This is a genomic window from Streptomyces sp. BE20 (genome assembly GCF_036322525.1).
Classification (GTDB): domain Bacteria; phylum Actinomycetota; class Actinomycetes; order Streptomycetales; family Streptomycetaceae; genus Kitasatospora.
The window spans coordinates 1-21,912 of the sequence record NZ_JAQYWW010000370.1 but is presented as its reverse complement, the minus strand read 5'-3'; the positions used below and the strand labels follow the sequence as shown (position 1 = coordinate 21,912).

13 protein-coding genes are annotated in these 21,912 nt (G+C 75.5%); 5 read left to right on the top strand and 8 right to left on the bottom strand.

Annotated features, from left to right (window positions below; all coding sequences use genetic code 11):
- Window positions 1-63: 63 nt before the first annotated feature.
- Together PUR61_RS02785 and PUR61_RS02780 are read left to right on the top strand one after the other, a co-directional pair.
- Entirely contained in the window at window positions 64-729 is a 666-nt protein-coding gene (locus tag PUR61_RS02785) for an O-methyltransferase (protein ID WP_329875233.1), read from the top strand.
- Between the two features lie 233 nt (window positions 730-962).
- Window positions 963-2,081: a helix-turn-helix transcriptional regulator gene (locus tag PUR61_RS02780; RefSeq protein ID WP_329875231.1), complete on the top strand. Its 1,119-nt coding sequence runs from the start codon at window positions 963-965 to the stop codon at window positions 2,079-2,081.
- Window positions 2,082-2,616: 535 nt separating this feature from the next.
- Here the strand turns inward: PUR61_RS02780 and PUR61_RS02775 are convergent.
- Window positions 2,617-3,156 (bottom strand): hypothetical protein, encoded by a 540-nt coding sequence (locus PUR61_RS02775; protein ID WP_329875229.1) that lies wholly within the window; start codon window positions 3,154-3,156, stop codon window positions 2,617-2,619.
- A gap of 159 nt (window positions 3,157-3,315) precedes the next feature.
- On the opposite strand from PUR61_RS02775, the gene PUR61_RS02770 reads away from it, so the two are divergent.
- Window positions 3,316-5,394 (top strand): AfsR/SARP family transcriptional regulator, encoded by a 2,079-nt coding sequence (locus PUR61_RS02770; RefSeq protein ID WP_329875227.1) that lies wholly within the window; start codon window positions 3,316-3,318, stop codon window positions 5,392-5,394.
- A 154-nt stretch (window positions 5,395-5,548) separates the two neighbouring features.
- Here the strand turns inward: PUR61_RS02770 and PUR61_RS02765 are convergent, their stop codons facing one another.
- Window positions 5,549-6,292 (bottom strand): thioesterase II family protein, encoded by a 744-nt coding sequence (locus tag PUR61_RS02765; protein ID WP_329875225.1) that lies wholly within the window; start codon window positions 6,290-6,292, stop codon window positions 5,549-5,551.
- 360 nt (window positions 6,293-6,652) lie between these two features.
- On the opposite strand from PUR61_RS02765, the gene PUR61_RS02760 reads away from it, so the two are divergent.
- Both PUR61_RS02760 and PUR61_RS02755 read left to right on the top strand, forming a co-directional pair.
- Window positions 6,653-8,587: an AfsR/SARP family transcriptional regulator gene (locus PUR61_RS02760; protein ID WP_329875223.1), complete on the top strand. Its 1,935-nt coding sequence runs from the start codon at window positions 6,653-6,655 to the stop codon at window positions 8,585-8,587.
- A 94-nt stretch (window positions 8,588-8,681) separates the two neighbouring features.
- Complete coding sequence (locus PUR61_RS02755; protein ID WP_329875221.1) at window positions 8,682-9,347, top strand: O-methyltransferase; 666 nt, start codon at window positions 8,682-8,684, stop codon at window positions 9,345-9,347.
- A 73-nt stretch (window positions 9,348-9,420) separates the two neighbouring features.
- Here PUR61_RS02755 and PUR61_RS02750 read toward each other — a convergent pair whose 3' ends face one another.
- The 6 genes from PUR61_RS02750 to PUR61_RS02725 all read right to left on the bottom strand — a co-directional run.
- On the bottom strand, window positions 9,421-10,515 hold the full coding sequence (locus PUR61_RS02750; RefSeq protein ID WP_443035111.1) for an HAD-IIIC family phosphatase: 1,095 nt from the start codon (window positions 10,513-10,515) through the stop codon (window positions 9,421-9,423).
- Window positions 10,512-11,633 (bottom strand): acyl-CoA dehydrogenase family protein, encoded by a 1,122-nt coding sequence (locus tag PUR61_RS02745; protein ID WP_329875219.1) that lies wholly within the window; start codon window positions 11,631-11,633, stop codon window positions 10,512-10,514. The genes PUR61_RS02750 and PUR61_RS02745 overlap by 4 nt, the downstream gene beginning before the upstream one ends.
- On the bottom strand, window positions 11,626-11,916 hold the full coding sequence (locus PUR61_RS02740) for an acyl carrier protein (protein WP_329875217.1): 291 nt from the start codon (window positions 11,914-11,916) through the stop codon (window positions 11,626-11,628). Before PUR61_RS02740 ends, PUR61_RS02745 begins: the two co-directional genes overlap by 8 nt.
- Window positions 11,916-12,785, bottom strand: a complete 870-nt coding sequence (locus PUR61_RS02735) for a 3-hydroxyacyl-CoA dehydrogenase family protein (protein WP_329875215.1) — start codon at window positions 12,783-12,785, stop codon at window positions 11,916-11,918. Before PUR61_RS02735 ends, PUR61_RS02740 begins: the two co-directional genes overlap by 1 nt.
- Window positions 12,782-19,198, bottom strand: a complete 6,417-nt coding sequence (locus PUR61_RS02730; RefSeq protein WP_329875214.1) for a type I polyketide synthase — start codon at window positions 19,196-19,198, stop codon at window positions 12,782-12,784. Before PUR61_RS02730 ends, PUR61_RS02735 begins: the two co-directional genes overlap by 4 nt.
- A gap of 94 nt (window positions 19,199-19,292) precedes the next feature.
- Window positions 19,293-21,912 (bottom strand): type I polyketide synthase (locus PUR61_RS02725; protein WP_329875213.1); only part of this gene is annotated, 2,620 nt, incomplete at its 5' end.

Sequence of the window (21,912 nt, the reverse complement as noted above, 5' to 3'; positions counted from 1 at the left end):
CCGAGCCCGCCGCACCCCGCCGACCGGCGTCCGGACCCGGACGCGCACCCGACAAGGAGTCCCATGGCCCAACAGGTGACACCCACGCAGGAACTGCTCGACTACATCAGGGGGACCTCACTCAGGGACGACGAGCTGCTGGCGGGACTTCGGGCCGAGACCGCCGCCCTACCGGCCGGCGAGGCCATGCAGGTGATGGCCGAGGAGGGGCAGCTGCTGGCGCTGCTGGTCGCGCTGACCGGGGCCCGGTCGATCCTGGAGATCGGCACGTTCACCGGGTACAGCACACTCTGCATGGCCCGCGCCCTGCCGCCCGGCGGGGAGCTGGTGACCTGCGACCTCACCGAGCGCTGGCCCGCCATCGGGGCCGGGTACTGGGAGCAGGCCGAGGTCGCCGACCGGATCGAGCTGCGGATCGGCGACGCGGTGGAGACCCTGGCCAAGCTGACGGCGGAGCGCGGACCGGAATCCTTCGACCTCGTCTTCATCGACGCGGACAAGGCCGACTACCCCCGCTACTACGAGGGATCGTTCGCCCTGTTGCGGCCCGGCGGCCTGCTGGTGGTGGACAACACGCTGTTCTTCGGTCGGGTCGCGGACCCGGCTGCACAGGACCCGGACACCGCGGGCGTCCGCGAACTGAACGCCGCCCTGTACGCCGACGAACGGGTGGACATCTCCCTGCTGACCGTCGCCGACGGCATCACCCTGGTCCGCAAGCGGCCCTGACGTCGGAACGGGCGGCCGTCCCGGCCGGAGGCGGCCGTCCGTTCCGACGTCACCCGGCGTCCGGAGGCCGGGCTACCTGGTGTCCATCAACTGCGCTTCCTCCGATCGGAGGTGATGATCCATCAAACAACCTGTTCGCCGGTCACCGTCAGGGCGGACCTTCCCGGTCGGTGATGACCGGCAACATCCCAGGTTCGCGGGGGGCCCGCCAACCTCGGCCCTATGGTGAGGAGATGACATCATTCCGTGCCAGGGAACGCCGCATGATGGGAGAGATCGACGATCTGGCGGCGGCGAAGCTTCCGTTGGAGCAGTTCTTCCGGCAGCTCCTCACCGTCCTCGGACCCACCCTCGGGTCCGAGGCGGGCTGCCTGCACGGGGCCGATCCGGTCACCGGCTTCCTGACCTCCACCGTTGCCGACGGCCTGCAGCCGACCGCCTTCGAGCACGCCATCTGGTTGGAGATGTGGTCCGACGACACCACCCGGTTCGCCGACATCCGGGCCGCCGGCCGCGTCGTGGAGACCGTCCACCGGGCCACCGGGGGCCGACCCGAACGCAGCGTGCGCTACCGGGAGCTGCTCGCCGAGAACGGACTGGGCGACGAGCTGCGGATGAACTTCGATGTCGGCGGCGGGCGGTGGGGAGCCGCCGCACTGATGCGCGAGGCCGGATCGGCACCCTTCGGCGCGAGCGAGCAGAGACTGGCCGAACGGGCCGCCCGGGTCGTGGCCGCCACCCTGCGCGACTACGCACTGCCCACCGCAGGCACCCCCGACGGGCAGGACGTCCGAGCGGACCCGCTGGACGGACCGTACTGGCTCGGGGTCGCCGTCATCGGCCCCACCGGTCAGCTCGCCTCCGCGGACTCCGGGGCCCGGCAACTGTTCGAGGAGCTCGCCGAGTCGCAGTACCGCCCCGCCGGAGTACCGACGGCACTGGTCTACCTCGCCGAGCGGGCTCGCACCCACGCGACCTCCGCGAACGCGGGCGCCCACGCCTGGACCCGGCTGCGCCGCCCCAGCGGCCAGTGGCTCACCGTCCGCGCCTCGCTGCTCGACCAGTGCCCGCGGGGCAGCGTCGCCCTGGTCGCCCAGCCCGCGAGCCCGGTCGACGTCATCCCGCTGTCCCTGCTGGCGCACCGGTTCTCCCCCCGCGAGCAGGAGGTGGTCCTGCAGGCGGTACGGGGCCTGAGCACCAGGGACATAGCCCACCGGCTCTTCCTGAGCCCGGCCACCGTCCAGGACCACCTGAAGTCGGCCTTCACCAAGACCGGCGTGCGCAGCCGCCGCGAACTCGTCGCACTTCTCGCGGCCCCGTACACCGCCGGACTCGGCCGCCCACCGGCCTGACGCCCCCGCCCGACCGCCCCCGCCCCCGCCCCCGTCCTCGTCTCGCCACCGCCCCGCCCCGACCCGGAACCCGGTGCGAGCCCGGACAGCACGAAGGCCCCAGGTCGCCGGCCTGGGGAAATGCTGTGGAGCGGTCCGCAACAGGCCGTCTCCCTACCACAGGGAGGAGGTCGTCGCGCCTCCCGCAAACCTGGGATGTCACCGGTCGCCGCCGGATGGGAAGGTCTGTCCCGGTGCCGCCCCTGAAGGGGGGTCCGCCCCGCACCCATGACGCCCTCCCGGCAGAGGAGTTCCTGCCCCATGCCACGCGCCCCTCACCCCGGAGTACCCGCCGACCGACGAGACCCCCGCCCCGCCTCCCGCAACGCCGAGGACCCCGAACGCCGGACGGCCCGGCTGTCCGAGGGTGACCGGGCCGCTCGTACCGGAGCCCTCGCGCCGTGCCCCGAGGGCTCCGGTCCGGAACCAGAGGAGGAGGCGGTTCGGCCGGGCGGACTACTCGCCGCCCCGCCCGGCCGTCACCACCGCGCCGCCGTCAGTTCCAGGGGTTGGCCTGCTGGTCGTTGATGGCGGTCCAGAAGCGGGCGTTGGGGGCGATGTTGCCGTACGCCCAGAAGCTCCACCCGCCGACGTAGTCCAGGTTCGGGCCGTAGCGGCCGTCGTGGAACTCGGCCTGGCGCCAGCCGGTGCCGAAGGCCGCCTGGCAGACGCTGTTCGCGGCGGCCTGGCTGTTCAGCCGCGAACCCTTCACCGGCTGGCTGAGCGCGACGGTGCCGCCGGACCAACCGTTGTAGAAGCCGATGCTGATGCCGTCCGGCGCCGGGCTGCCGTCCACGGTGATGCAGAGGACCGGCAGCGAGACGGACGGGAGGGTGTCGCCGTTGTACGGGTCGCTCGGCGTCGAGTGCGCCGGGCCGCCGACCTGGACGGTCCCGTCAGGGCCCGACGCGAGCACCTTCCAGGTCATTCCCTTGTGGGTGGCCGGCCCGGCGGCCTGCGCGGTGCTTGCCGAGAGGGGGACGAGGGCCAGGCCGAGTGCGACGGCCAGGGCTGCGGCCTGCTTCATGCGCTTCATCCAGCTGCTCCTTGAGTGTGGGGGAGCCGGCCCCAGCGGGGCCGGTGGGAGAAGACTCCCAACCGGATGCACAAAGTTGACACGAGTCCGTCATTGAGTGGTCACGAGCTTCGAAGGTATCCGGGTCGGCTCGACGTCGGCCAACCACGGGAGGGACGCATGGAGTTCAGGATTCTGGGGCCACTGGAGGTGTGGACCGACGACGGGAGACGGGCCCGGACGGAAGGGGCCAAGCAGGAGCGGATGCTCGGCACCCTGCTGCTGAACGCCGGGGCCGTCGTCCCGGTGGCCCGCCTGGTCGACGCGGTCTGGGGCGACGAACCGCCGGCCACGGCCCACCGCCAGGTACGGAACCTCGCCGGGCTGCTGCGGCGCAAGCTCGCCGCCGCCCAGGACGGGCCGCCGGTGCTGCTCACCGACGGCCCCGGCTACCGGATCGCACCGAACGGCCACCAGGTGGACGCCCTGACCTTCGCCCACCGGGTGTCGGTGGCGCGCCGACTGGCCGAGCACGGCGAACCCGCGGCAGCCGTCGAGGAGTTCCGATCGGCACTCGGCCTGTGGCGCGGCCCGGTGCTGGACGGGCTGTCCGGCAGCCTGGTGGCCGCCGGCTCGGTGGCACTGAACGAACTGCGGCTCACCGCCTGGGAGAACTGCCTGGACCTGGAGGCCGAACTCGGCCGGCACCGGCAGACCGTCCCGGAGCTGACCGCGCTGGTCGCCGAACACCCGCTCCGGGACCGCCTCGTGACGCAGCTCGTCCGGGCCCTGCACCGGGCTGGCCGGCAGGCCGACGGACTCGCCGCCTACCGCCGGTTCGCGCGACAGCTGGCTGACGAACTGGGCCTCGACCCCGGGCCGGAGCTCCAGCTCCTGCACCAGGAGTTGCTGAAGGACGGGCCCGCCCCGGCCGCCCGCCCGCCCCGCACCCGGCAGCAGGTGCCCAGGCCCGCCCAACTGCCGCCCGCGCTGGCCACCTTCGTCGGGCGGAGGGCGGAACTCGGCGCCCTGGACGGCCTCGCCGACCCGGCCGGATCGGCCGGCTCGGTCGGCGCCGCCGGCATCGGCGTGGTGACCGGCGGCGCCGGGACGGGCAAGACCGCCCTCGCCGTGCACTGGGCCCACCAGGTCCGCGAGCGCTTCCCCGACGGTCAGCTCCACGTCAACCTGCGCGGGTTCGCCTTCGGCCCGCCGCTGGCCCCGGGCGAGGCGCTGGCCCGCTTCCTGCGGGCCCTCGGCACCGATCGCGAGCGGATACCCGGCACCGTCGACGAGAGCGCCGCCCTGTACCGGTCGCTGCTCGCCGACCGCAGGGTCCTGGTACTGCTCGACAACGCCCGCAACGCCGAACAGGTCCGCCCGCTGCTGCCCGGCTCGGCGGGCTCGCTGGCCCTGGTGACCGGTCGGGACGGGCTGGCCGGGCTCACCGCCTGCGACGGCGCCCGGCGGCTGGTGCTCGACGTCCTGCCCCAGCCCGACGCCGTCGAACTGCTCGCCCGGATCACCGGCGCCGACCGCACCCGCGCCGAACCCCGCGCCGCCGCCGAACTCGCCGCCGCCTGCGGCCACCTGCCGCTCGCCCTCGGCATCGCCGCGGGCCGCCTCGCGGAACGACCCCACCGCACCCTGGTGGAGCACGCCGCCGAACTGCGCGACGCGGAGGACCGCTTCACCGCGCTCCAGATCGACGGCGACGCCACCTCCGCCGTCCGGGTCGCCTTCGACCTCTCCTACCGCGCCCTGCAACCCGCCGCTCAGCGGCTCTTCCGACTCCTCGGCCTGGCCCCCGGCAACTGCGTCAGCACGGCCGCGGCCGCCGCACTCTCCGGCGCGGCCACCGCCGCGACCAGACCGGTACTCGAACACCTCGCCGCCGCCCACCTGCTCAACCCCGCCGGCCCGGACCGCTACCGCCTCCACGACCTGCTGCGCTGCTACGCCGCCGAACGCGCCACCGCCGAAACCGGCCCCGCCGACCGCGCCGCCGCCCGGGAACGCCTCCGCTCCTGGTACCTGCACCACGCGGAGGCGGCGGCCCGCCTGCTCACCCCGCAGCGCCGGCGCCCGCCGCTCACCGCCGCGGGCCCCTGGTACGAGCCGCCGCGCTTCACCACCCCGGCCGAGGCGCGGCAGTGGTGCGAGAGCGAGCACTCGTACCTGGCGGAGACCCTCCGGTTCGCCGCCGAGCCCGGCCTCGACTCGCGGCCCGTGCCGACGCCGGGCAGCGCGACCGGCTGACCCCGGCGCCGCCACGGGCGGTGCACCTCGGGCGATGCACCTCGGGCGGTGCCCGCCTGGCCGCTGCCGGCCGCGCCGGCCGGGCTCGCGGACAACGCGTTGCGGGCCTCGGACGGTGCGCGCCGATCCCGGGCGCGCAGATCCCGGGCGCGCCCTATCCCAGGCGGGTGCTGAGCAGGTCGATGACCTCGGCGGCCCGGTCGACCAGGTAGAAGTGGCCGCCGGGGAAGAGGGTGAGGTCGAACTCGCCCGAGGTGTGGGCGGACCAGCGGCGGACCTCGTCGACCGCGGCGCGGGGGTCGCTGTCGCCGAGCAGCGCGCTGATCGGCGAGGAGAGGACGGCGTCCGGACTGCCCCGGTAGCCGGCGACCGCGCGGTAGTCGCCGCGGACGGCGGGCAGGATCATCTCCAGCAGCTCCGGATCCGCCAGCATCCAGGCATCCGTGCCGTTCAACCTCTTGATGTCGGCGACGAGTTCCTCGTCGGTGGGATCGATCGGCACCCCGGCGGGCGCGGTCGGGGCGGAGCGGCCACTGACGAGGAGCCGGGCGGGCGGGCGGCCGGCCCGTTCCAGGCGCAGCGCGACCTCGAACGCGACCAGGGCCCCCATGCTGTGGCCGAACAGGGTCAACGGGGCGTCGCTCCACGGGTCGAGGGCCGTCGCGATCTCCTCCGCGAGGCGTCCTATGTCGTCGATGACCGGCTCCGTGCGACGGTCCTGACGCCCGGGGTACTGCACCGCGACGACCTCGGCCCGCAGGCTCAGCGCGGTGGCGAGGGGACGGAAGAACGCCGCGGATCCCCCGGCGTGGGGGAAGCAGACCAGTCGGTGGGCGCCGGCCGGTGCCGGCTCGAAGCGCCGGCACCAGAGGCTGTCGAGGGTCTCGGGGAGTGTCATGCCGGGGGTCCTTCCGGTGGGAGTGGCGGCGCGGACGCGGCGAGGCGGCGTGCCGCGAGGAGCGAGCAGCGGGTGTGATGAACGGATGTCAAGCCAGCTCAGGAGGGCCGGTCGTGATCGAGTGCCGACTTGTCATGCATGGCTGACGGTGGATCACCGCAAACCCGACTCCTCACGATCAGTCAGAATTGGCTCGTTTCGGTGATCTGCGGCCGGCCATCCCGAGAAGCGGTTGTGGACGATAGAGCGCCCCCATACATTCACTTGAGTCATCCCGTTGATACTGAGCGCGACCGTCGGGGGAGTCCGGTCGCCGCTTCGGGCGGGGCTATTTCCCTGTGCCAGGAAACGAGGCCACTCGTGCAGTTCAGGATGCTCGGACCGCTTTCCGTCCAGGTGGACGGGCGTGAGTGTGCGGTGTCGGCACCGCGCCAGCGGGTGGTACTCGCGCTCCTGCTGATCAACGCCAACCACGTGGTGTCGGTGGACCGGATCGCGGCGGCGGTCTGGGACGGCGGACCGCCCCCGAGCGCGTCCGCGACCGTGCGCACCTACGTGATGAGGCTCCGTCAGGTCCTGGGGGCGGTCGCCGGGCGGCGGATCCGGACCCAGGCGCCGGGGTACCTGATCGACCTGGCCGAGGACGAGACCGACCTCGGCCGCTTCACCGCGCACCGCAGCCGGGCCGCCGCGCACGTGCGGGCGGGCGAGCTGGAACGCGCCTCGGTCGAGTACGCGGCGGCGCTGGCGCTGTGGCGCGGCGACCCGCTGGTGGACATCCCCTCGCGCGGCCTGCGGGACGTGGAGGGCCGCTACCTGCAGGAACTGCGCCTGCAGACCCTGGAGTCGCGCCTGGACGCCGACCTCGCGCTGCGCCGGCACAACGAGATCCTGCCCGAGCTGTGGCGCGAGGTCCAGGAGAGCCCGCTGCGCGAGGCGCTGGTCAGCCGGCTGATGCTCGCGCTGTTCCGGGCCGGCCGGCAGTCGGAGGCGCTGAGCCAGTTCCAGCTGACCCGGGCCGCGCTGATCGACCAGCTCGGGGCGGAGCCGGGCAGTGAGCTGCGCGAGATGCAGCGCCGGATCCTGGCCGCGGACGACCTGCTGGGCGGCGAGGGCGGCGGCTCCACGGCCGACGGCCCGCCGCCGTGGATCGGGCGCCGCCCCCGGCCCGCCCAACTGCCTGCCCGAATAGACGTGTTGGTCGGCCGGGACGGCGAGCACGCGGACCTGGCGCGGCGGCTCACCGCCGACGCCCTGCCGGGCGGCGCCGCCACGGTCACCGTGGTCACCGGCGCCGGCGGGGTCGGCAAGAGCGCGTTGGCCCTGCACGTGGCCCACGCCGTGCGGGAGCGCTTCGGGAACGGCCAGCTCTACGCCGACCTGGGCGGGCGGGACCACCCGGTGGAGCCGATCGAGGTGCTCGGCCGGTTCCTGGTGGACCTCGGAGTGCCCGAGGCGGAGGTGCCGGCCACCGAGGAGCAGGCCGCCCTGCTCTACCGCTCGATCACGGCCGACCGCCGGGTGCTGGTGGTGCTGGAGGACGCGCGGAGCGCCGCGCAGGTGCGCCCGCTGGTCCCCGGCTGTCCGGACAGCCGGACGCTCGTCACCAGCCGCGACCGGCTGGCCGACCTGGACGGCGCCCACATCGTCACCCTCTCCGCATTGGACGAGGCGGCCTCGCTGGACCTGCTCGGCTCGATCGTCGGCCGCCGGCAGCCGGAGGCGGAGCCGCGCGCCGCCCGGGCGGTGGTGCAGTACTGCTCGGGCCTGCCGCTGGCGGTGCGCATCGTCGGGGCCCGCTACCTGGGACGGCCGCACTGGGACCTCGACACGCTGGCCCGGCGGCTGGCGGGAGCGCCCCGACTGCTGGACGAGCTGAGGATCGGCGACCTCGGGGTGCGGGCCGGCCTGGAGGTCGGCTACCGCGCGCTGGGCGAGGACGCGCAGCTGCCGCCCGGGCTGCCCGATCCGGCGGCGGTGCTGCGGCTGCTCGGCGCGGTGGGTGCGGAGGACGTGGACGCCACCGCGCTGGCGGCGCTGCTCGACTGCGCGCCGTCGGCGGCCGAAGCCGTTCTGGAAGCACTGGCCGACGCACACCTGGTGCGGGCCTGCGGCGGCGGCCGCTACCACCTGGACCACCTGCTGAGGGCCTACGCCCGGGAGCGGGCGCTCGCGGAGGACCCGCCCGAGCGGTGGACGCAGGCGAAGTGCGGCGGGCCGGTCAGGCCCCACCGGCACGTCGTGAGCAGGCCGGCCGGCCCGGGCCGGCCGGATCCGCGGCCGGTCAGGTCGTGACGGCCCGACGGCGGGCCGCGGCCCGCGTTGACGTACTTGACGCATCAGGTCCTCCGACCCTTCGACTTTCCGACCCATTCCACTGAGGAGTCCCATGGCCCAGCAGGTGGCAGCCACCGACGAGCTGCTCGACTACATCCGTCAGGTCTCGCTGAGGGACGATCCGCTGCTCGCCGAGCTGCGCGCCGAGACGTCCGGCCTGCCGGCCGGCGAGGCGATGCAGGTGATGGCCGAGGAGGGACAACTACTCGCCCTGCTCGTCGGGTTGACCGGCGCGCGGTCGGTCCTGGAGATCGGTACCTTCACCGGCTACAGTACCCTCTGCATGGCCCGCGCCCTGCCACCCGGCGGAACGCTGGTGACCTGTGACATCACCGAGCGCTGGCCCGCGATCGGTGCCGGTTACTGGGAGCGCGCCGGGGTCGCGGACCGGATCGAGCTGCGGATCGGGGACGCGGTGGAGACCCTGGCCAAGCTGACGGCGGAGCGTGGACCGGAGTCCTTCGACCTCGTCTTCATCGACGCCGACAAGGTCAACTACCCCCGCTACTACGAGGATTCCCTCGTCCTTCTGCGGCCGGGCGGGCTGCTGGTGGTGGACAACACGCTCTTTTTCGGCCGGGTGGCGGACCCGTCCCACCGGGACGCGGACACCCTGGGCGTCAGGGAGCTGAACACGGCGCTGCACACCGACGAACGGGTGGAGATCTCGCTGCTGGCGATGGCCGACGGCATCACGCTGGTCCGCAAGCGCCCGTAGCGCGACGGCCCGGGCGGCGCCCTGCGGGCGGCCACCCCGAACCACGGGGGGCCGCCCGCGGCGGGCCGCGCCGTCAGCCGGTGGCCGCCAGGTCGGCGGCGACCAGCTCCACCGTCGGTGAACCGGCCCGGGGGCCGGGCACCAGGTGCAGGAACTGGACGTCCGCCGCCGCGGAGTCCCGGTCGGCCGCCGCCGTGCAGCCGCACTCCGACTCCTCGAAGCCGGCGAAACGGTAGGCGATCTCCATCATCCGGTTCCGGTCGGTGGCCCGGAAGTCGGCGGTCAGGTGGACCCCGGCCCGGGACGCCTGGTCGATCAGCCAGTCGAGGATGGCCGTCCCCGCTCCGTAGCTGACCACCCGGCAGGAGGTGGCCAGCAGCTTGAGGTGCCAGCTCCCGGCCCGACGCTCGACCAGGAGCACGCCGACCGCGCCGTGCGGCCCGAAGCGGTCGGCCATGCTCGCCACCAGCACCTCGTGCCCGGGATCGGAGCGCAGCTCGCGCAGCCGCCGGTCCGAGTAGTGCACGCCGGTGGCGTTCATCTGGCTGGTCCGCAGCGTCAGTTCCTCCAGCCGGGCGATGTCCTCGGCGCCGGCCCGGTCGATCCGCATCACCAGCTCCAGCGAGCGCAGGAACTCCGTGTCGGGTGCGGTGGAGGCGGCCCGCTCGGCGTCCCGCCGGAAGCCCGCCTGGTACATCTCGCGCCGCCGGCGGGAGTCGGCGGTGCGGTGCGCGGGAGTGAACTCCGGCAGGTCGAGCAGGTCGGCGGCCCGCTCGGCCGGGTAGCAGCGCACCTCGGGCAGGTGGAAGGCCACCTCGGCCCGCTCGGCCGGCCGGTCGTCGACGAACGCGACGGTCCCCGGCGCGAAGTTCAGCCGGTCGGCGATCGCCCGCACCGACGCCGACTTGGTGCCCCAGCCGATCTGCGGCAGGACGAAGTACTCGGCCAGGCCGAGCTGTTCCAGCCGGGCCCAGGCCGGCTCGTGGTCGTTCTTGCTGGCCACCGACTGCAGGATGCCGCGGGCGTCCAGCTCGATGACGACCTTGCGGAGCTCCTCCGGCACCCTCACGTCGTCGCCCTCCGACAGGGTGCCCTGCCAGAGCGTGTCGTCCAGGTCCCAGACCAGGCACTTGACGGTCGCCCCGGTCGCCTCTGTCACCCCGGTCACCGCTCCTCCCTCCCGTACGAGGCCAGCACGTGTTCGGCCAGCAGCAGGCGGCACAGTTCGCTGCTTCCCTCGATGATCTCCATCAGCTTGGCGTCCCGGTAGGCGCGCGCCACCACCGTGCCGTCGCTCGCACCGGCCGAGGCCAGCACCTGCACCGCCGTCGCGGCGGCCCGGGCGGCCTGTTCGGCGCTCACCTGCTTGGCCAGGACGGTGGCGACCACCTGCTCGGCCGAGCCGGAGTCCCAGCAGCGCGAGGCGTGCTCGCAGATCCGGGTGGCGGTCCGCTCGGCCACCAGCAGGTCCGCCAGGTGGCCCGCCACCAGCTGGTGCTCCCCGATCGGGCGGCCGAACTGCTCCCGCCGGGCGGCGTGCCCGGCGGCGGCCCGAAGGCAGGCCCGCAGGATGCCGACGCAGCCCCAGGCCACCGACATCCGCCCGTAGGAGAGCGCGGTGGTCACCAGCAGCGGCAGCGGCAGGGCCGCGCCGCCCAGCAGGTTCCCGGCCGGCACCCGGACGCCGTCCAGCTCGATGTCGCAGTGCCCGGCGGCCCGGCAGCCCAGCGGGTCGGCGATCGGACGGATCCGGACCCCCGGGGTGTCGGTGGGCACCACGACGGCCGCCGCGCCGTCCTCGTAGCGGCCGAAGACCACCAGCAGGTCGGCGTAGCGGGCGGCGGTGATCCACTTCTTCCGTCCGTCCAGCACGAGACGGTCGCCGTCCGCCCGGACGGTGGTGGACATCGCGGACAGGTCGCTGCCCGCGCCGGGCTCGCTGAACGCGACCGCCGCCAGCTGCCCGGAGGTCAGCCCGGGCAGCCAGGCGCGCTCCTGGTCCGGCAGCCCGAACCGCGCGATGGTCCAGCCGGCCATCCCCTGGGAGGTCTGCACGCTGCGCAGTGAGCTGCACAACGCGCCGGTGCCGGCGGTCAGTTCGCCGTTCTGCAGGCTGCTCATGCCGAGTCCGCCGAAGCGCTGGGGCAGTTGGGCGCAGAGCAGTCCCTCCGCGCCGAGTTCCCGCAGCAGCGGCTGCGGGATCAGCCCGGCCAGGTCCCAGCCCTCGGCCCGGTCGCCGACCGCCGATTCGATCCGGGCCAGCGCCCGGGCGAGGTCGTCAGCCATCCTGGCTCCCGGCGGCCTGCCGCAGACGGGTGACCAGGGCGGTCATCACCGTGACCGTGCGGAAGTTGTCCAGCCGCAGGTCGGCGCCGCGGATGCTGACGTCGAACGACTTCTCCAGGTGCACCACCAGCTCCATCGCGAAGAGCGAGGACTGACCGCCGTCCTTGAAGAGGTCGGTGTCGGGCTCCCATGCGGTGCGGGTGCGGCTCTCCAGGAAGTTCAGGATCTCCTGCTGGACGGCCTCGGTGTCCTCGACGGTCCGCTCGCTGCCGACGGTGCTCATCAGTTCTCCTTCTCGTAGGTGTAGAAGCCCGAGCCGCTCTTGCGGCCGAGCTTTCCCTCGCGGACCTTCTCCAAGAGCAGGTCGCAGGGCCGGCAACTGTCGTCCCCGGTGCGCTCCCAGAGCACCTGGAGCGAGTCGACCAGGTTGTCGATGCCGATCAGGTCCGCCGTGCGCAGCGGTCCGGTGGGGTGGCCCAGGCAGCCCTGCATCAGCTCGTCGACCGCCTCCACGCTCGCGGTGCCCGCCTGCACCACCCGGGCCGCGGTGTTGATCATCGGGTGCAGGACCCGGCTGGTGACGAAGCCCGGGGAGTCGTTCACCACCACGCTCTGCCGGCCGAGTTCGCCCAGCAGCTCGCGGACCGCGGCCATCACGGCCTCCCCGGTGCGGGGGCCGCGCACCACCTCGACCGTCCGGATCAGGCTGGGCGGGTTCATGAAGTGGGTGCCGAGCAGCTCGGCCGGGCGGGCGACGGCGTCGGCCAGCTCGTCGATCGGGATCGACGAGGTGTTCGAGATCAGAGGCGTGCCGGGGAGCACGGCCGCGGACACCTCCTTGAGCAGCACGGCCTTCAGCCCGGCGTTCTCCGTGACGGCCTCGATCACCGCCCGCGCCCCGGCCAGCGCCGGGAGCGAGTCGGTCGTGCGCAGCTCGCCGGCCTCGACACCGGACGGCAGCCGGCCCATCAGTTCGGCCAGCCGCAGGCCCCGGGCGATGCCCTCCTCGGCGCGGACCAACTGCCGCGGATCGGTGTCGACCAGCGTCACGGGGACGCCGTGGCCCAGTGCCAGGGTGCTGATGCCGGTGCCCATCACACCGGCCCCCAGGATCACCAGCCCGGCCGGCGGCGGCGGTGCGGTGTCGTTCATGAGTCCTCCCCATCGTCGTGCCCGGTCCCGCGCAGGACGGCGCTCAGCCACTCCCGCACGGTGTTCGCGGTGGTCTCCACGTGTTCCTCCATCAGCGACCAGTGGTCCCCCGGGACGTCGGCGACGGTGTGCGCGCCGGGCCAGGAGGATCGCCAGTCGACGGTGCTGCCGGGGGCCGGCTCGGCCAGCGGGCTGGAGGCCCGCACCAGCAGGACCGGCGCGTCGATCGCCGGCGGCCGCCAGCCCTCCAGGAGCTGGAAGTAGCGGCCCATCGCGGTCAGCCGGGTGTCGTCCAGCGGCGCGGCCCGGTCCTCGCGTGCGAACATGCCGCTGATCAGGACGTCGTTGAACTGGGTCATCGCCCGGTCGCCGGAAAGGTAGGTGTCCAGCAGCACCACGGCCGCCGCCGGGGTGCCGAGCTGTTCCAGCCGGACCGCCGCCGCGTGCGCCAGGGTGCCGCCGGAGGAGGAGCCGACCAGGACCAGCGGCCGGCCCCCCGCGCCCTCGCGCACGGTCCGGGCCTGGAAGTCGATCAGGGCGGAGAACTCCTCCGGCAGCGGCTCCCCCGGGGTGAAGCCCGGCGCGTCCAGCGCGCTGACGCCGTGGTGGCCGCGGAAGTGCGTGCCGAAGCGGGCGTACTGGTGGGCGCCGCCGAGCGCCACGATCGAACCGAAGCAGACCAGCTGTGCCCGCGCGGTGTCCTCCCGCGGCGGCTCGACCAGGTCGAGCAGCACCGGCCGGTCGGCCGCCGCCAGGAGCTCCGGGCCGGTGGCGCAGGACGGGCGCAGCGCGGACGCCAGCCCGAGGAGCCGGATGCCGGTGTCGATCCGGCCCAGCTCGCAGGCCTGTCGGAACAGCGTGCCGACCGGTTCGGCGCCGCTCGCGACCGCTGGGCCGCTCGGGTGCCCGGCCCGGTCGGCGGCGGGGCCGGTGGCGGGGTCGGACGGCGCGAGCGCCGAGGCCAGGTCGGTGAGCAGCCGGTCGGCCAGCCGGGTCGGGGTGCCGGTGTCGAAGACCAGGGTGGGCCGCAGCGGCAGGCCGGTCGCGCCGGCCAGCCGGTTGCGCAGCTCGACCGCGGTGAGCGAGTCGAAGCCCTGCGCCAGGAAGGCGGTGTCCATCACCACGCCCTCCGCGTCGGCGTGGCCCAGCACCTCGGCGGCCTGCCGGCGCACCAGCTTCGCCAGCAGCGCGGCCCGGTCCGCCGCGTCGGCGCCGGCCAGTCGCAGCCGCAGCTCCGCTCCCGCGTCGGCGGCGCCCCGCGCGGTCCCGCCGGGGTGACGGCCCGGGGCACGGGGCGCCCGGCGCACCAGCGCGCGCAGCAGATGGGGGACGGGGGCGTCGGCCGGCGCGGTGAGGTCGAGGCGGATCGGCACCAGGGTGGTGGCGTCCGTCCCGAGCGCGGCGTCGAACAGCGCCAGCCCCTCGGCACTGGACAGCGCCGAAGCGCCGCTGCGGGTGATCCTGCGCAGATCGGCCTCGGCCAGCGGGCCGGTCAGGGCGCTGCGCTGCTCCCACAGGCCCCAGGCCAGCGACAGCGCCGGCCGGTGCTCGCGACGGCGCAGCGCCATCAGGGCGTCCAGGCCCGCGTTGGCCGCGGCGTAGGACGCCTGGCCCGGGCTGCCGAAGACGCCGGCGGCGGAGCTGAAGGCCACGAAGGCGGTCAGGTCGGCCTCGGCGGTCAGCTCGTGCAGCAGCCAGGCACCGCCCAGCTTCGGGGCCAGCACGGTGGCCAGCCGTTCGGCGGTCAGTGACTCCAGCACGCCGTCGTCCAGGACGGCGGCGGTGTGGACCACGGCGCGCAGCGGGTGCGCCGTGGGGATCGCGGCCAGGGCCCGCGCGAGGTCCCGGCGGTCCGTCACGTCGCAGGCGGTGAGGGTGACCTGCGCCCCCGCCGCGGTGAGCTCGGCGGTCAGTTCGGCGGCGCCGGGGCCGTCCGGACCGCGTCGGCCGAGCAGCAGGAGGTGCCGCACGCCGTGTTCGGCGGTCAGGTGGCGGGCCAGCAGACCGGCCAGGGTGCCGCCGGCGCCGGTGATCAGCACGGTGCCGTCCGGGTCGAACGCGACGGCGGGTGCGACCGCTGCGGTGGGCGCGGACTCCTCCGGTTCGGTGCTCGTGGATTCGGTGCTCCTGGGCTCCGCGCCCGTGTTCTCCGTGCTCGCGGGTTCGCTCGCGGGTTCGGCGGGCCTGGCGAGCCGGGCCGCGTACAGCACGCCGTCGCGGACGGCGAGTTGCGGCTCGCCGTCGGGCAGGACGAGCGCCGGGAGTGCCAGGGCGGTGCCCTCCGGACCGTCGGTGTCCAGCAGGACGAACCAGCCCGGGTGCTCCAGCTGGGCGGCGCGCAGCAGCCCCCAGACCGCCGCGCCGGCCACGTCCACCGGCTCGTCGCCGAGGTCCACCGCGCCGCGGGTCACCACGACCACCGGCGCGTCGGCCTTCGGGGCGGCCAGGTGCTCCTGGAGGGCGGCGAGTACGGCCGCCGTCGCGTCGAGGGCATGGGCGGCGGGGTCGGCGGCTGCGTCCGGCGCGGGGCAGGGGAGCAGCAGCAGCCGGGGCGCGTCGCCGGACGGGGCGCCGGGCGGCAGCAGGTCCCCGTCCGGTCGCAGCGCGGCCCAGCCCGGCGCGGCGGCGGCCGGGGCGGGCAGCCTGGTCCAGTCGAGCCGGAACATCGACCGGGCGGACGGGCGCAGCGGGCCGAGGGCGGCGGCGCGCATGACCAGCGAGCCGACTTCGGCCACCGGCCGGTCGTGGCGGTCGGTGATCCGCAGGCCGACGCTGTTCGTGCCGTCCGTGCCGTCCGGGCGCATCCGCACCCGGAGCACCTGGTCCTCGCTGGGGCGGAGGGTGACCCGCTGCCAGCTGAACGGCAGCGGGACACCGGCCGTCGCGTTCCCGTTCCCGGGGCCGGAGTCGCCCCCGGCGGTGCCCCGGGGGCGCACGCCGACGCTCTGCAGGGCGGCGTCCAGCAGCGCCGGGTGGAGGGTGAAGCCCGTCTCCGGGGCGACCTGTTCGGGCAGCGCGACCTCGGCGAACACCTCGTCGCCGCGCCGCCAGACCGCCCGCAGGCCCCGGAACGCCGGCCCGTAGTCGATCCCGCGGGCCCGGAAGCCCGCGTAGCAGTCGGCCGGGTCGACCGGCACCGCGCCGGCCGGCGGCCAGCTCTCGCGCGCGGCGCCGGACGGTTCCGCCGGGCGGTCGCCGTCGCCGTCGCGGTCGCCGTCGGCCGGGCCGAGCAGACCGCTCGCGTGCAGGGACCACGGCTCGTCCGGCTCGCCGCCCTCCTCGCGGGAGTGCAGCTCGACGGCGCGCTCGCCCTGTCCGTCCGCGTCTCCGACGGTCAGCCGCAGCTGGACCGCGGCGTCGGGCCCGAGGACCAGCGGCGCGGCGAGCGTCAGCTCCAGCACGCGCGGGCTGCCCAGCCGGGCGCCGACCGTGGCCGCCAGTTCGAGGTGGGCGACACCGGGCAGCAGGACGGTCCCCGCGACCGCGTGGTCGGCCAGCCAGGGGTGGGTGGCCAGGGAGAGCCGGCCGGTGCAGACCAGCCCTCCGCTGTGCGGCAGTTCGACCAGGGAGGTCAGCAGCGGGTGCCCGAGCGGGCTCTGCCCGGCCGAGACCGGGTCGCCGTCGGCCGCCGGCGCGTCCAGCCAGTACCGCTGCCGCTGGAACGGGTAGGTGGGCAGTGCGTGCGGGCCGGCGGGGGCGTCGGCGACCACCGGCCGCCAGTCCACCGGGAGCCCCCGGACGTGCGCCTCGCCGAGGGCGTGCAGCAGTCGTCGCTGCCCGCCGTCCTCGCGGTGCAGCGTGCCGAGCACCACGGTCTGCCCGACACCGACACCGACACCGACACCGACACCGACACCGACACCGGCGCCAGCCTCGGCCTCGGCCTCCGCGGCGGTGGCCTCGATGCCGAAGGTGAGGGTCGGGTGCGGGCTGATCTCCAGGAAGCTCCGGTGCCCCTCGGCCAGCAACTGCCGGACGGCCCGGTGGAAGTGCACGGTCCCGCGCAGGTTGCGGAACCAGTAGTCGGGCGTCAGCGCGTGCGCGGCGACCCGGCCCACCTCCACGGTGGAGATCATCGGCACACCGCCCGCCAGCGGGGTGATCCCGGCCAGCGCCGAGTGCAGACCCTCGCGCAGGCCGTCCACGGCCGCCGAGTGCGCCGCGTACTCCGCGGGCAGCCGCCAGCACGGCACGCCGTCCTCGGCCAGCTCCGCCAGCAGGGCGGCCACCTGCTCGCCGTCCCCGGCGACCACCACCACCCGGGGGCCGTTGACCGCCGCGACCTCCACCGTCGGCCGGGTGGCCAGCCGCCCGGCCAGCTCCTGCGGCGCCAGCAGCACGGTGGCCATCGCGCTGCCGCCGCTGACACCGGCCAGGGCCCGGCTGCGCAGCGCGACCACCCTGGCCGCGTCCTCCAGCGACAGCAGGCCCGCCACACAGGCCGCCGCCACCTCGCCCTGGCTGTGCCCGACCACCGCGGCCGGGCGCACCCCGTGCGCCAGCCAGAGCGCGGCCAGCGAGACCAGCACCGAGAACAGCACCGGCTGCGCGACCTCCACCCGGTCCAACGGGTCGCCGGCGCGCAGCAGTTCGCTCGGCGAGAAGTCCACGTACGCGCTCAGCGCCTTCTCGCAGTCGGCCATCCGCTCGGCGAACACCGGCGAACTGTCGAGCAGCTCGGCCGCCATCCCCGGCCACTGACTGCCCAGGCCCGGGAAGACGAAGACCGGCCTGGACGCCCCCTGCGACGCGCTGCCGCGGACCACCCGGGGGTCGGCCCGGTCCTCGGCCAGCGCCGCCAGCGCGCCGAGGAGGTCCTCGCTCCCCTCGCCGACCAGCACCGCCCGCTCGGCGAACCGGCTGCGCCCGAGCGCCAGCGCCCGCCCGACCGCGTGCGGGTCGACCGGCGGCGCGGCGGACAGGTGCTCGAACAGCCGGGCCGCCTGGGCCCGCAGCGCCTCCGGGGTCCGCGCCGACAGCGGCCAGCCCGCCGGCCGCCCGGACGGCGCGACCGGTCCGGTGGCGGGCTCCGGCGGCGCGGCCTCCAGGATCACATGCGCGTTGGTGCCGCTCGCCCCGAAGGAGGAGACCCCCGCGCGGCGCGGCCGGCCGGTCCGGGGCCAGTCCCGTGCCTCGGCCAGCAGCTCGACCGCGCCGTCGCTCCACTCCACCTGGGCCGAGGGGCGGTCCAGGTGCAGGCTGCGCGGCAGTCGGCCGTGGGTCATCGCCAGCACCGTCTTGATCACCCCGCCGACGCCCGCCGCGGCCTGGGTGTGGCTGATGTTGGACTTCAGCGAGCCCAGCAGCAGCGGCCGGTCCGCCGGGCGGTCCTGCCCGTAGGTGGCGAGCAGCGCCTGGGCCTCGATCGGGTCGCCGAGCCGGGTGCCGGTGCCGTGCGCCTCGACCGCGTCCACCTCGGCCGCCGTCAGGCCCGCGTCCGCCAGCGCCGCCCGGATCACCCGCTGCTGGGAGGGGCCGTTGGGCGCGGCGATGCCGTTGCTGGCACCGTCCTGGTTGACCGCCGAGCCGCGCACCACGGCCAGCACCGGATGGCCGAGCCGCCGGGCGTCGGAGAGCCGCTCCAACAGCACCAGCCCCACGCCCTCGCCGAAGCCGGCACCGTCCGCCGCGTCCGCGAAGGGCTTGCACCGGCCGTCCGGGGCCAGGCCCCGCTGGCGGCTGAAGCCGACGTACAGGCCCGGCGTGGACATCACGGTCACGCCGCCCGCCAGCGCCAGGCCGATCTCACCGGCCCGCAGCGCCTGGCAGGCCAGGTGGATCGCCACCAGCGAGGACGAGCAGGCGGTGTCCAGGGTCACCGCCGGGCCCTCCAGGCCCAGCGTGTACGCGATCCGGCCGGAGGCGATGCTCGGCACGCTGCCGGTGCCCAGGAAGCCCTCCAGCTCGGCCGGGACGCTGCGCAGCCGGGCCGCGTACTCGTTGTACATCACCCCCGCGTAGACGCCGGTGGCGCTGCCGCGCAGGGTGTGCGGGTCGATGCCGGCCCGCTCGACCGCCTCCCAGGAGGTCTCCAGGAGCAGGCGCTGCTGCGGGTCCATGGCCAGCGCCTCGCGCGGGCTGATCCCGAAGAAGCCGGGGTCGAACGCGGTCGCGTCGTGCAGGAAGCCCCCCTCGCGGGTGTAGAAGGTGCCGGGGGTGTCGGGGTCGGCGTCGAAGAGCCCCTCGATGTCCCAGCCGCGGTCGGTGGGGAAGCCGGAGACCGCGTCGCGCTCGGCGAGCAGCAGTTCCCACAGGTCCTCCGGCCCACGCACCCCGCCGGGGTAGCGGCAGGCCATCGCGACGATCGCGATCGGCTCGCCGGCCCGGTCGGTCAGCCGCCGGTTCTCCTCGCGCAGCCGTTCGTTGGCGAGCAGGGAGGCGCGCAGGGCCTCGACCACCTCGTCGGTCTGCATGGTCTTCTGCTCCCTCTCGGACGTCGGCCGCGGGTCGGCCGGAGGTACGGGTGCCGGTGGTACGGGTGCCGGCGGGATCGCCGCCGGGGGGCTGTCAGGCACGGTCGCCGTCCATCGCGAGGCGGACCAGGTCCGCGACGTCCATGGCGCGGATCGCCTCCTGCTGTCCGGGATCCCCGTCGGCCGGATCCCCGTCGGCCGGGTCGGCGTCCGGGCCGGGCTCGGCGGACGCCGGCTCGGCGAGCGCCAGCAGGTTGTCCAGCAGCCCGGCCGAGCGCAGCCGCTCCAGCGGGACGGCGGCCAGCAGCCGGCGGACGTCGGCCTCCCCGCCGGCCGGAGCACCGGCCCCGGACGGCGCCGGGACGGCGGGCAGCAGCCGCTCGGCCAGGTGGTCGGCCACCGCAGCCGGGCTCGGATAGTCGAACACCAGCGTGGCGGGCAGCCGCAGGCCGCTGGCCGCGTTCAGCCGGTTGCGCAGCTCCACCGCCATCAGCGAGTCGAAGCCGACCTCCTTGAACGCCCGGTCCGGGTCGACCGCCTGCGGGCCGTCGTGGCCCAGCACCTCGGCGACCCGGGCCCGGACCAGCTCGACGAGGGCGGTCAGGCGCTCGTCGGCGCCCATCACGGCCAGCCGGCGCCGGAGCGAACCGGCCTCGGCCGCGTCGTCCCCGGCGGCGATCCGCCGGGGCAGTGCGCGCACCAGCGCCCGGAACAGCGCGGGGACACCGGCCGCGCCGGTCTGCGCCCGCAGCTTCCCGAGGTCCAGCTTGACCGGCAGCAGCAGCGCCCGGGCCGAGCCGAGCGCGGTGTCGAACAGCGCCAGGCCCTCCTCGGCGGAGATCGCCGCCACCCCGCCCCGGTCGAGCCGGCGCAGGTCCGTCTCGTCCAGCCGGCCGGTCAGGGCGCTGCGGGGCTCCCACAGGCCCCAGGCGAGCGACTGCCCGGCCAGTCCGGCGGCCCGGCGCTGCTGAGCCAGGGCGTCCAGGAAGGCGTTGGCCGCCGCGTAGCTGCCCTGGCCGGCGCTGCCGACCGTGCCGGAGGCGGAGGAGAAGAGGACGAACGCGGACAGGTCCAGCCCGCGGGTGAGCTCGTGCAGGTGGAGCGCCGCGTCGACCTTCGGCCGCAGCACCGGGTCGATCCGCTCCGGGGTCAGCGACTCGACGACGCCGTCGTCCAGCACGCCGGCCGAGTGCACCACGGCGGTCAGCGGGTGCTCGGGCGAGACGCCCGCGAGCAGCTCGGCCACCGCGGCGCGCTCGCCGAGGTCGCAGGCCGCCACCGAGGCCCGCGCGCCGAGTCCGGCCAGTTCGGTCGCCAGCGCCACCGTCGCCGGGTCGTCCGTGCCCCGCCGGCTCGCCAGCAGCAGGTGCCGCACACCGTGCGCGGTCACCAGGTGCCGGGCGACCAGCGAACCGAGCACCCCGCCCGCGCCGGTCACCAGGACGGTGCCGCCCTCGGCGGGCGTGAAGGCCGCAGGTGCGGCCGCCGGTACGCGGGTCAGCCGGGCGGCCAGCACCGCGCCCCGACGCAGGGCCAGTTGGGGCTCGTGACCGGCGGCGAGCGCGGGCAGCAGGGCGGGCAGCGCGGCCGGGTCGTCGGTGTCCACCAGCACGAACCGGTCCGGGTGCTCGGACTGTGCCGAGCGGACCAGGCCGCGCACCGCCGCCGCCGCGAGGTCGGCGACGCCCTCGGCCTCGTCGACCGCGACGGCCGCCCGGGTGGCCAGGACCAGGGTCGACTCGGCGCGGTCCTCGTCCGCCAGCCAGGTCTGGAGCAGCCGCAGGGTGTCGGCCAGCGCGGCGCGGACGCCCGCCGGGTCCTGCCCCGCCGGCGCGCAGTGCACCAGGACACCCGCGGGCGCCGCGGCGGCCGGCGGCAGCGCCGCGCCCAGCTCGGCCGCCGCCCAGTCCGCGGCCGGCGCGGCGGCCGGCTCCAGGGCGACCTGCTGCCAGTCCAGTTGGAAGAGCGAGTCGCCGGCCGGTCGCGCGGCGCGCAGCGCGGCCAGCTCGACCGGGCGGATCACCAGCGACTCGACCGAGGCCACCGGGCGGCCGGTCGGGTCCGCCACCGTGATCGCCACCGAGCCGGTCGCGTCGTAGGAGAGCTTCACCCGCAGCACGGTGGCGCCCGCCGCGTACAGCCGCACGCCGGTCCAGGCGAACGGCAGCCGTGCCGTGCCCGGCTCCTCCTGCTGGTCGGCGCCGTCCTTCGGCACCAGCCACAGGCCGTGCAGCGCGGCGTCCAGCAGGGCCGGGTGCAGGCCGAACGCGGCCGCCTGGCCGTGCTGGTCCTGGGGCAGCCGCACCTCGGTCCAGACCTCGTCCCCGCGTCGCCAGGCGGCGGTCAGGCCCCGGAAGGCGGGGCCGTAGCCGTAGCCGAACGACTCGAAGCGCTCGTACAGGCCCTCCACCGGGACGGGCTCCGCGCCGGGCGGCGGCCACGCCGCCAGGTCCTCCTCCGGAGCGCTCGCCGGTGGTGGGGTGGTGAGGGTGCCGGTGGCGTGGAGGGTCCAGGTGGTGGTGTGTTCGGGGCGGGAGGAGATGGTGAGGGTGCGGTGGTGGGTGGTGTCGGGCGTGGTGGTGCGGATCTGGAGGTGGTGGGGGGTGGGGTCGGGGAGGGTGAGGGGGGTGTGGAGGGTGAGTTCTTCGAGGTGGGGGGTGTCGGTGTGGTGGGCTGCTTGGAGGGCGAGGTCGAGGAAGGCGGTGCCGGGGAGG

Bases quoted from the DNA above. Each gene is read 5' to 3' on its own strand.
- PUR61_RS02770 (WP_329875227.1), top strand. From the start codon at position 3,316: ATGGAGTTCAGGATTCTGGGGCCACTGGAGGTGTGGACCGACGACGGG.
- PUR61_RS02775 (WP_329875229.1), bottom strand. From the start codon at position 3,156: ATGAAGCGCATGAAGCAGGCCGCAGCCCTGGCCGTCGCACTCGGCCTG.
- PUR61_RS02745 (WP_329875219.1), bottom strand. From the start codon at position 11,633: ATGGCTGACGACCTCGCCCGGGCGCTGGCCCGGATCGAATCGGCGGTC.
- PUR61_RS02735 (WP_329875215.1), bottom strand. From the start codon at position 12,785: ATGAACGACACCGCACCGCCGCCGCCGGCCGGGCTGGTGATCCTGGGG.
- PUR61_RS02740 (WP_329875217.1), bottom strand. From the start codon at position 11,916: ATGAGCACCGTCGGCAGCGAGCGGACCGTCGAGGACACCGAGGCCGTC.
- PUR61_RS02765 (WP_329875225.1), bottom strand. From the start codon at position 6,292: ATGACACTCCCCGAGACCCTCGACAGCCTCTGGTGCCGGCGCTTCGAG.
- PUR61_RS02780 (WP_329875231.1), top strand. From the start codon at position 963: ATGACATCATTCCGTGCCAGGGAACGCCGCATGATGGGAGAGATCGAC.
- PUR61_RS02755 (WP_329875221.1), top strand. From the start codon at position 8,682: ATGGCCCAGCAGGTGGCAGCCACCGACGAGCTGCTCGACTACATCCGT.
- PUR61_RS02730 (WP_329875214.1), bottom strand. From the start codon at position 19,198: ATGCAGACCGACGAGGTGGTCGAGGCCCTGCGCGCCTCCCTGCTCGCC.
- PUR61_RS02785 (WP_329875233.1), top strand. From the start codon at position 64: ATGGCCCAACAGGTGACACCCACGCAGGAACTGCTCGACTACATCAGG.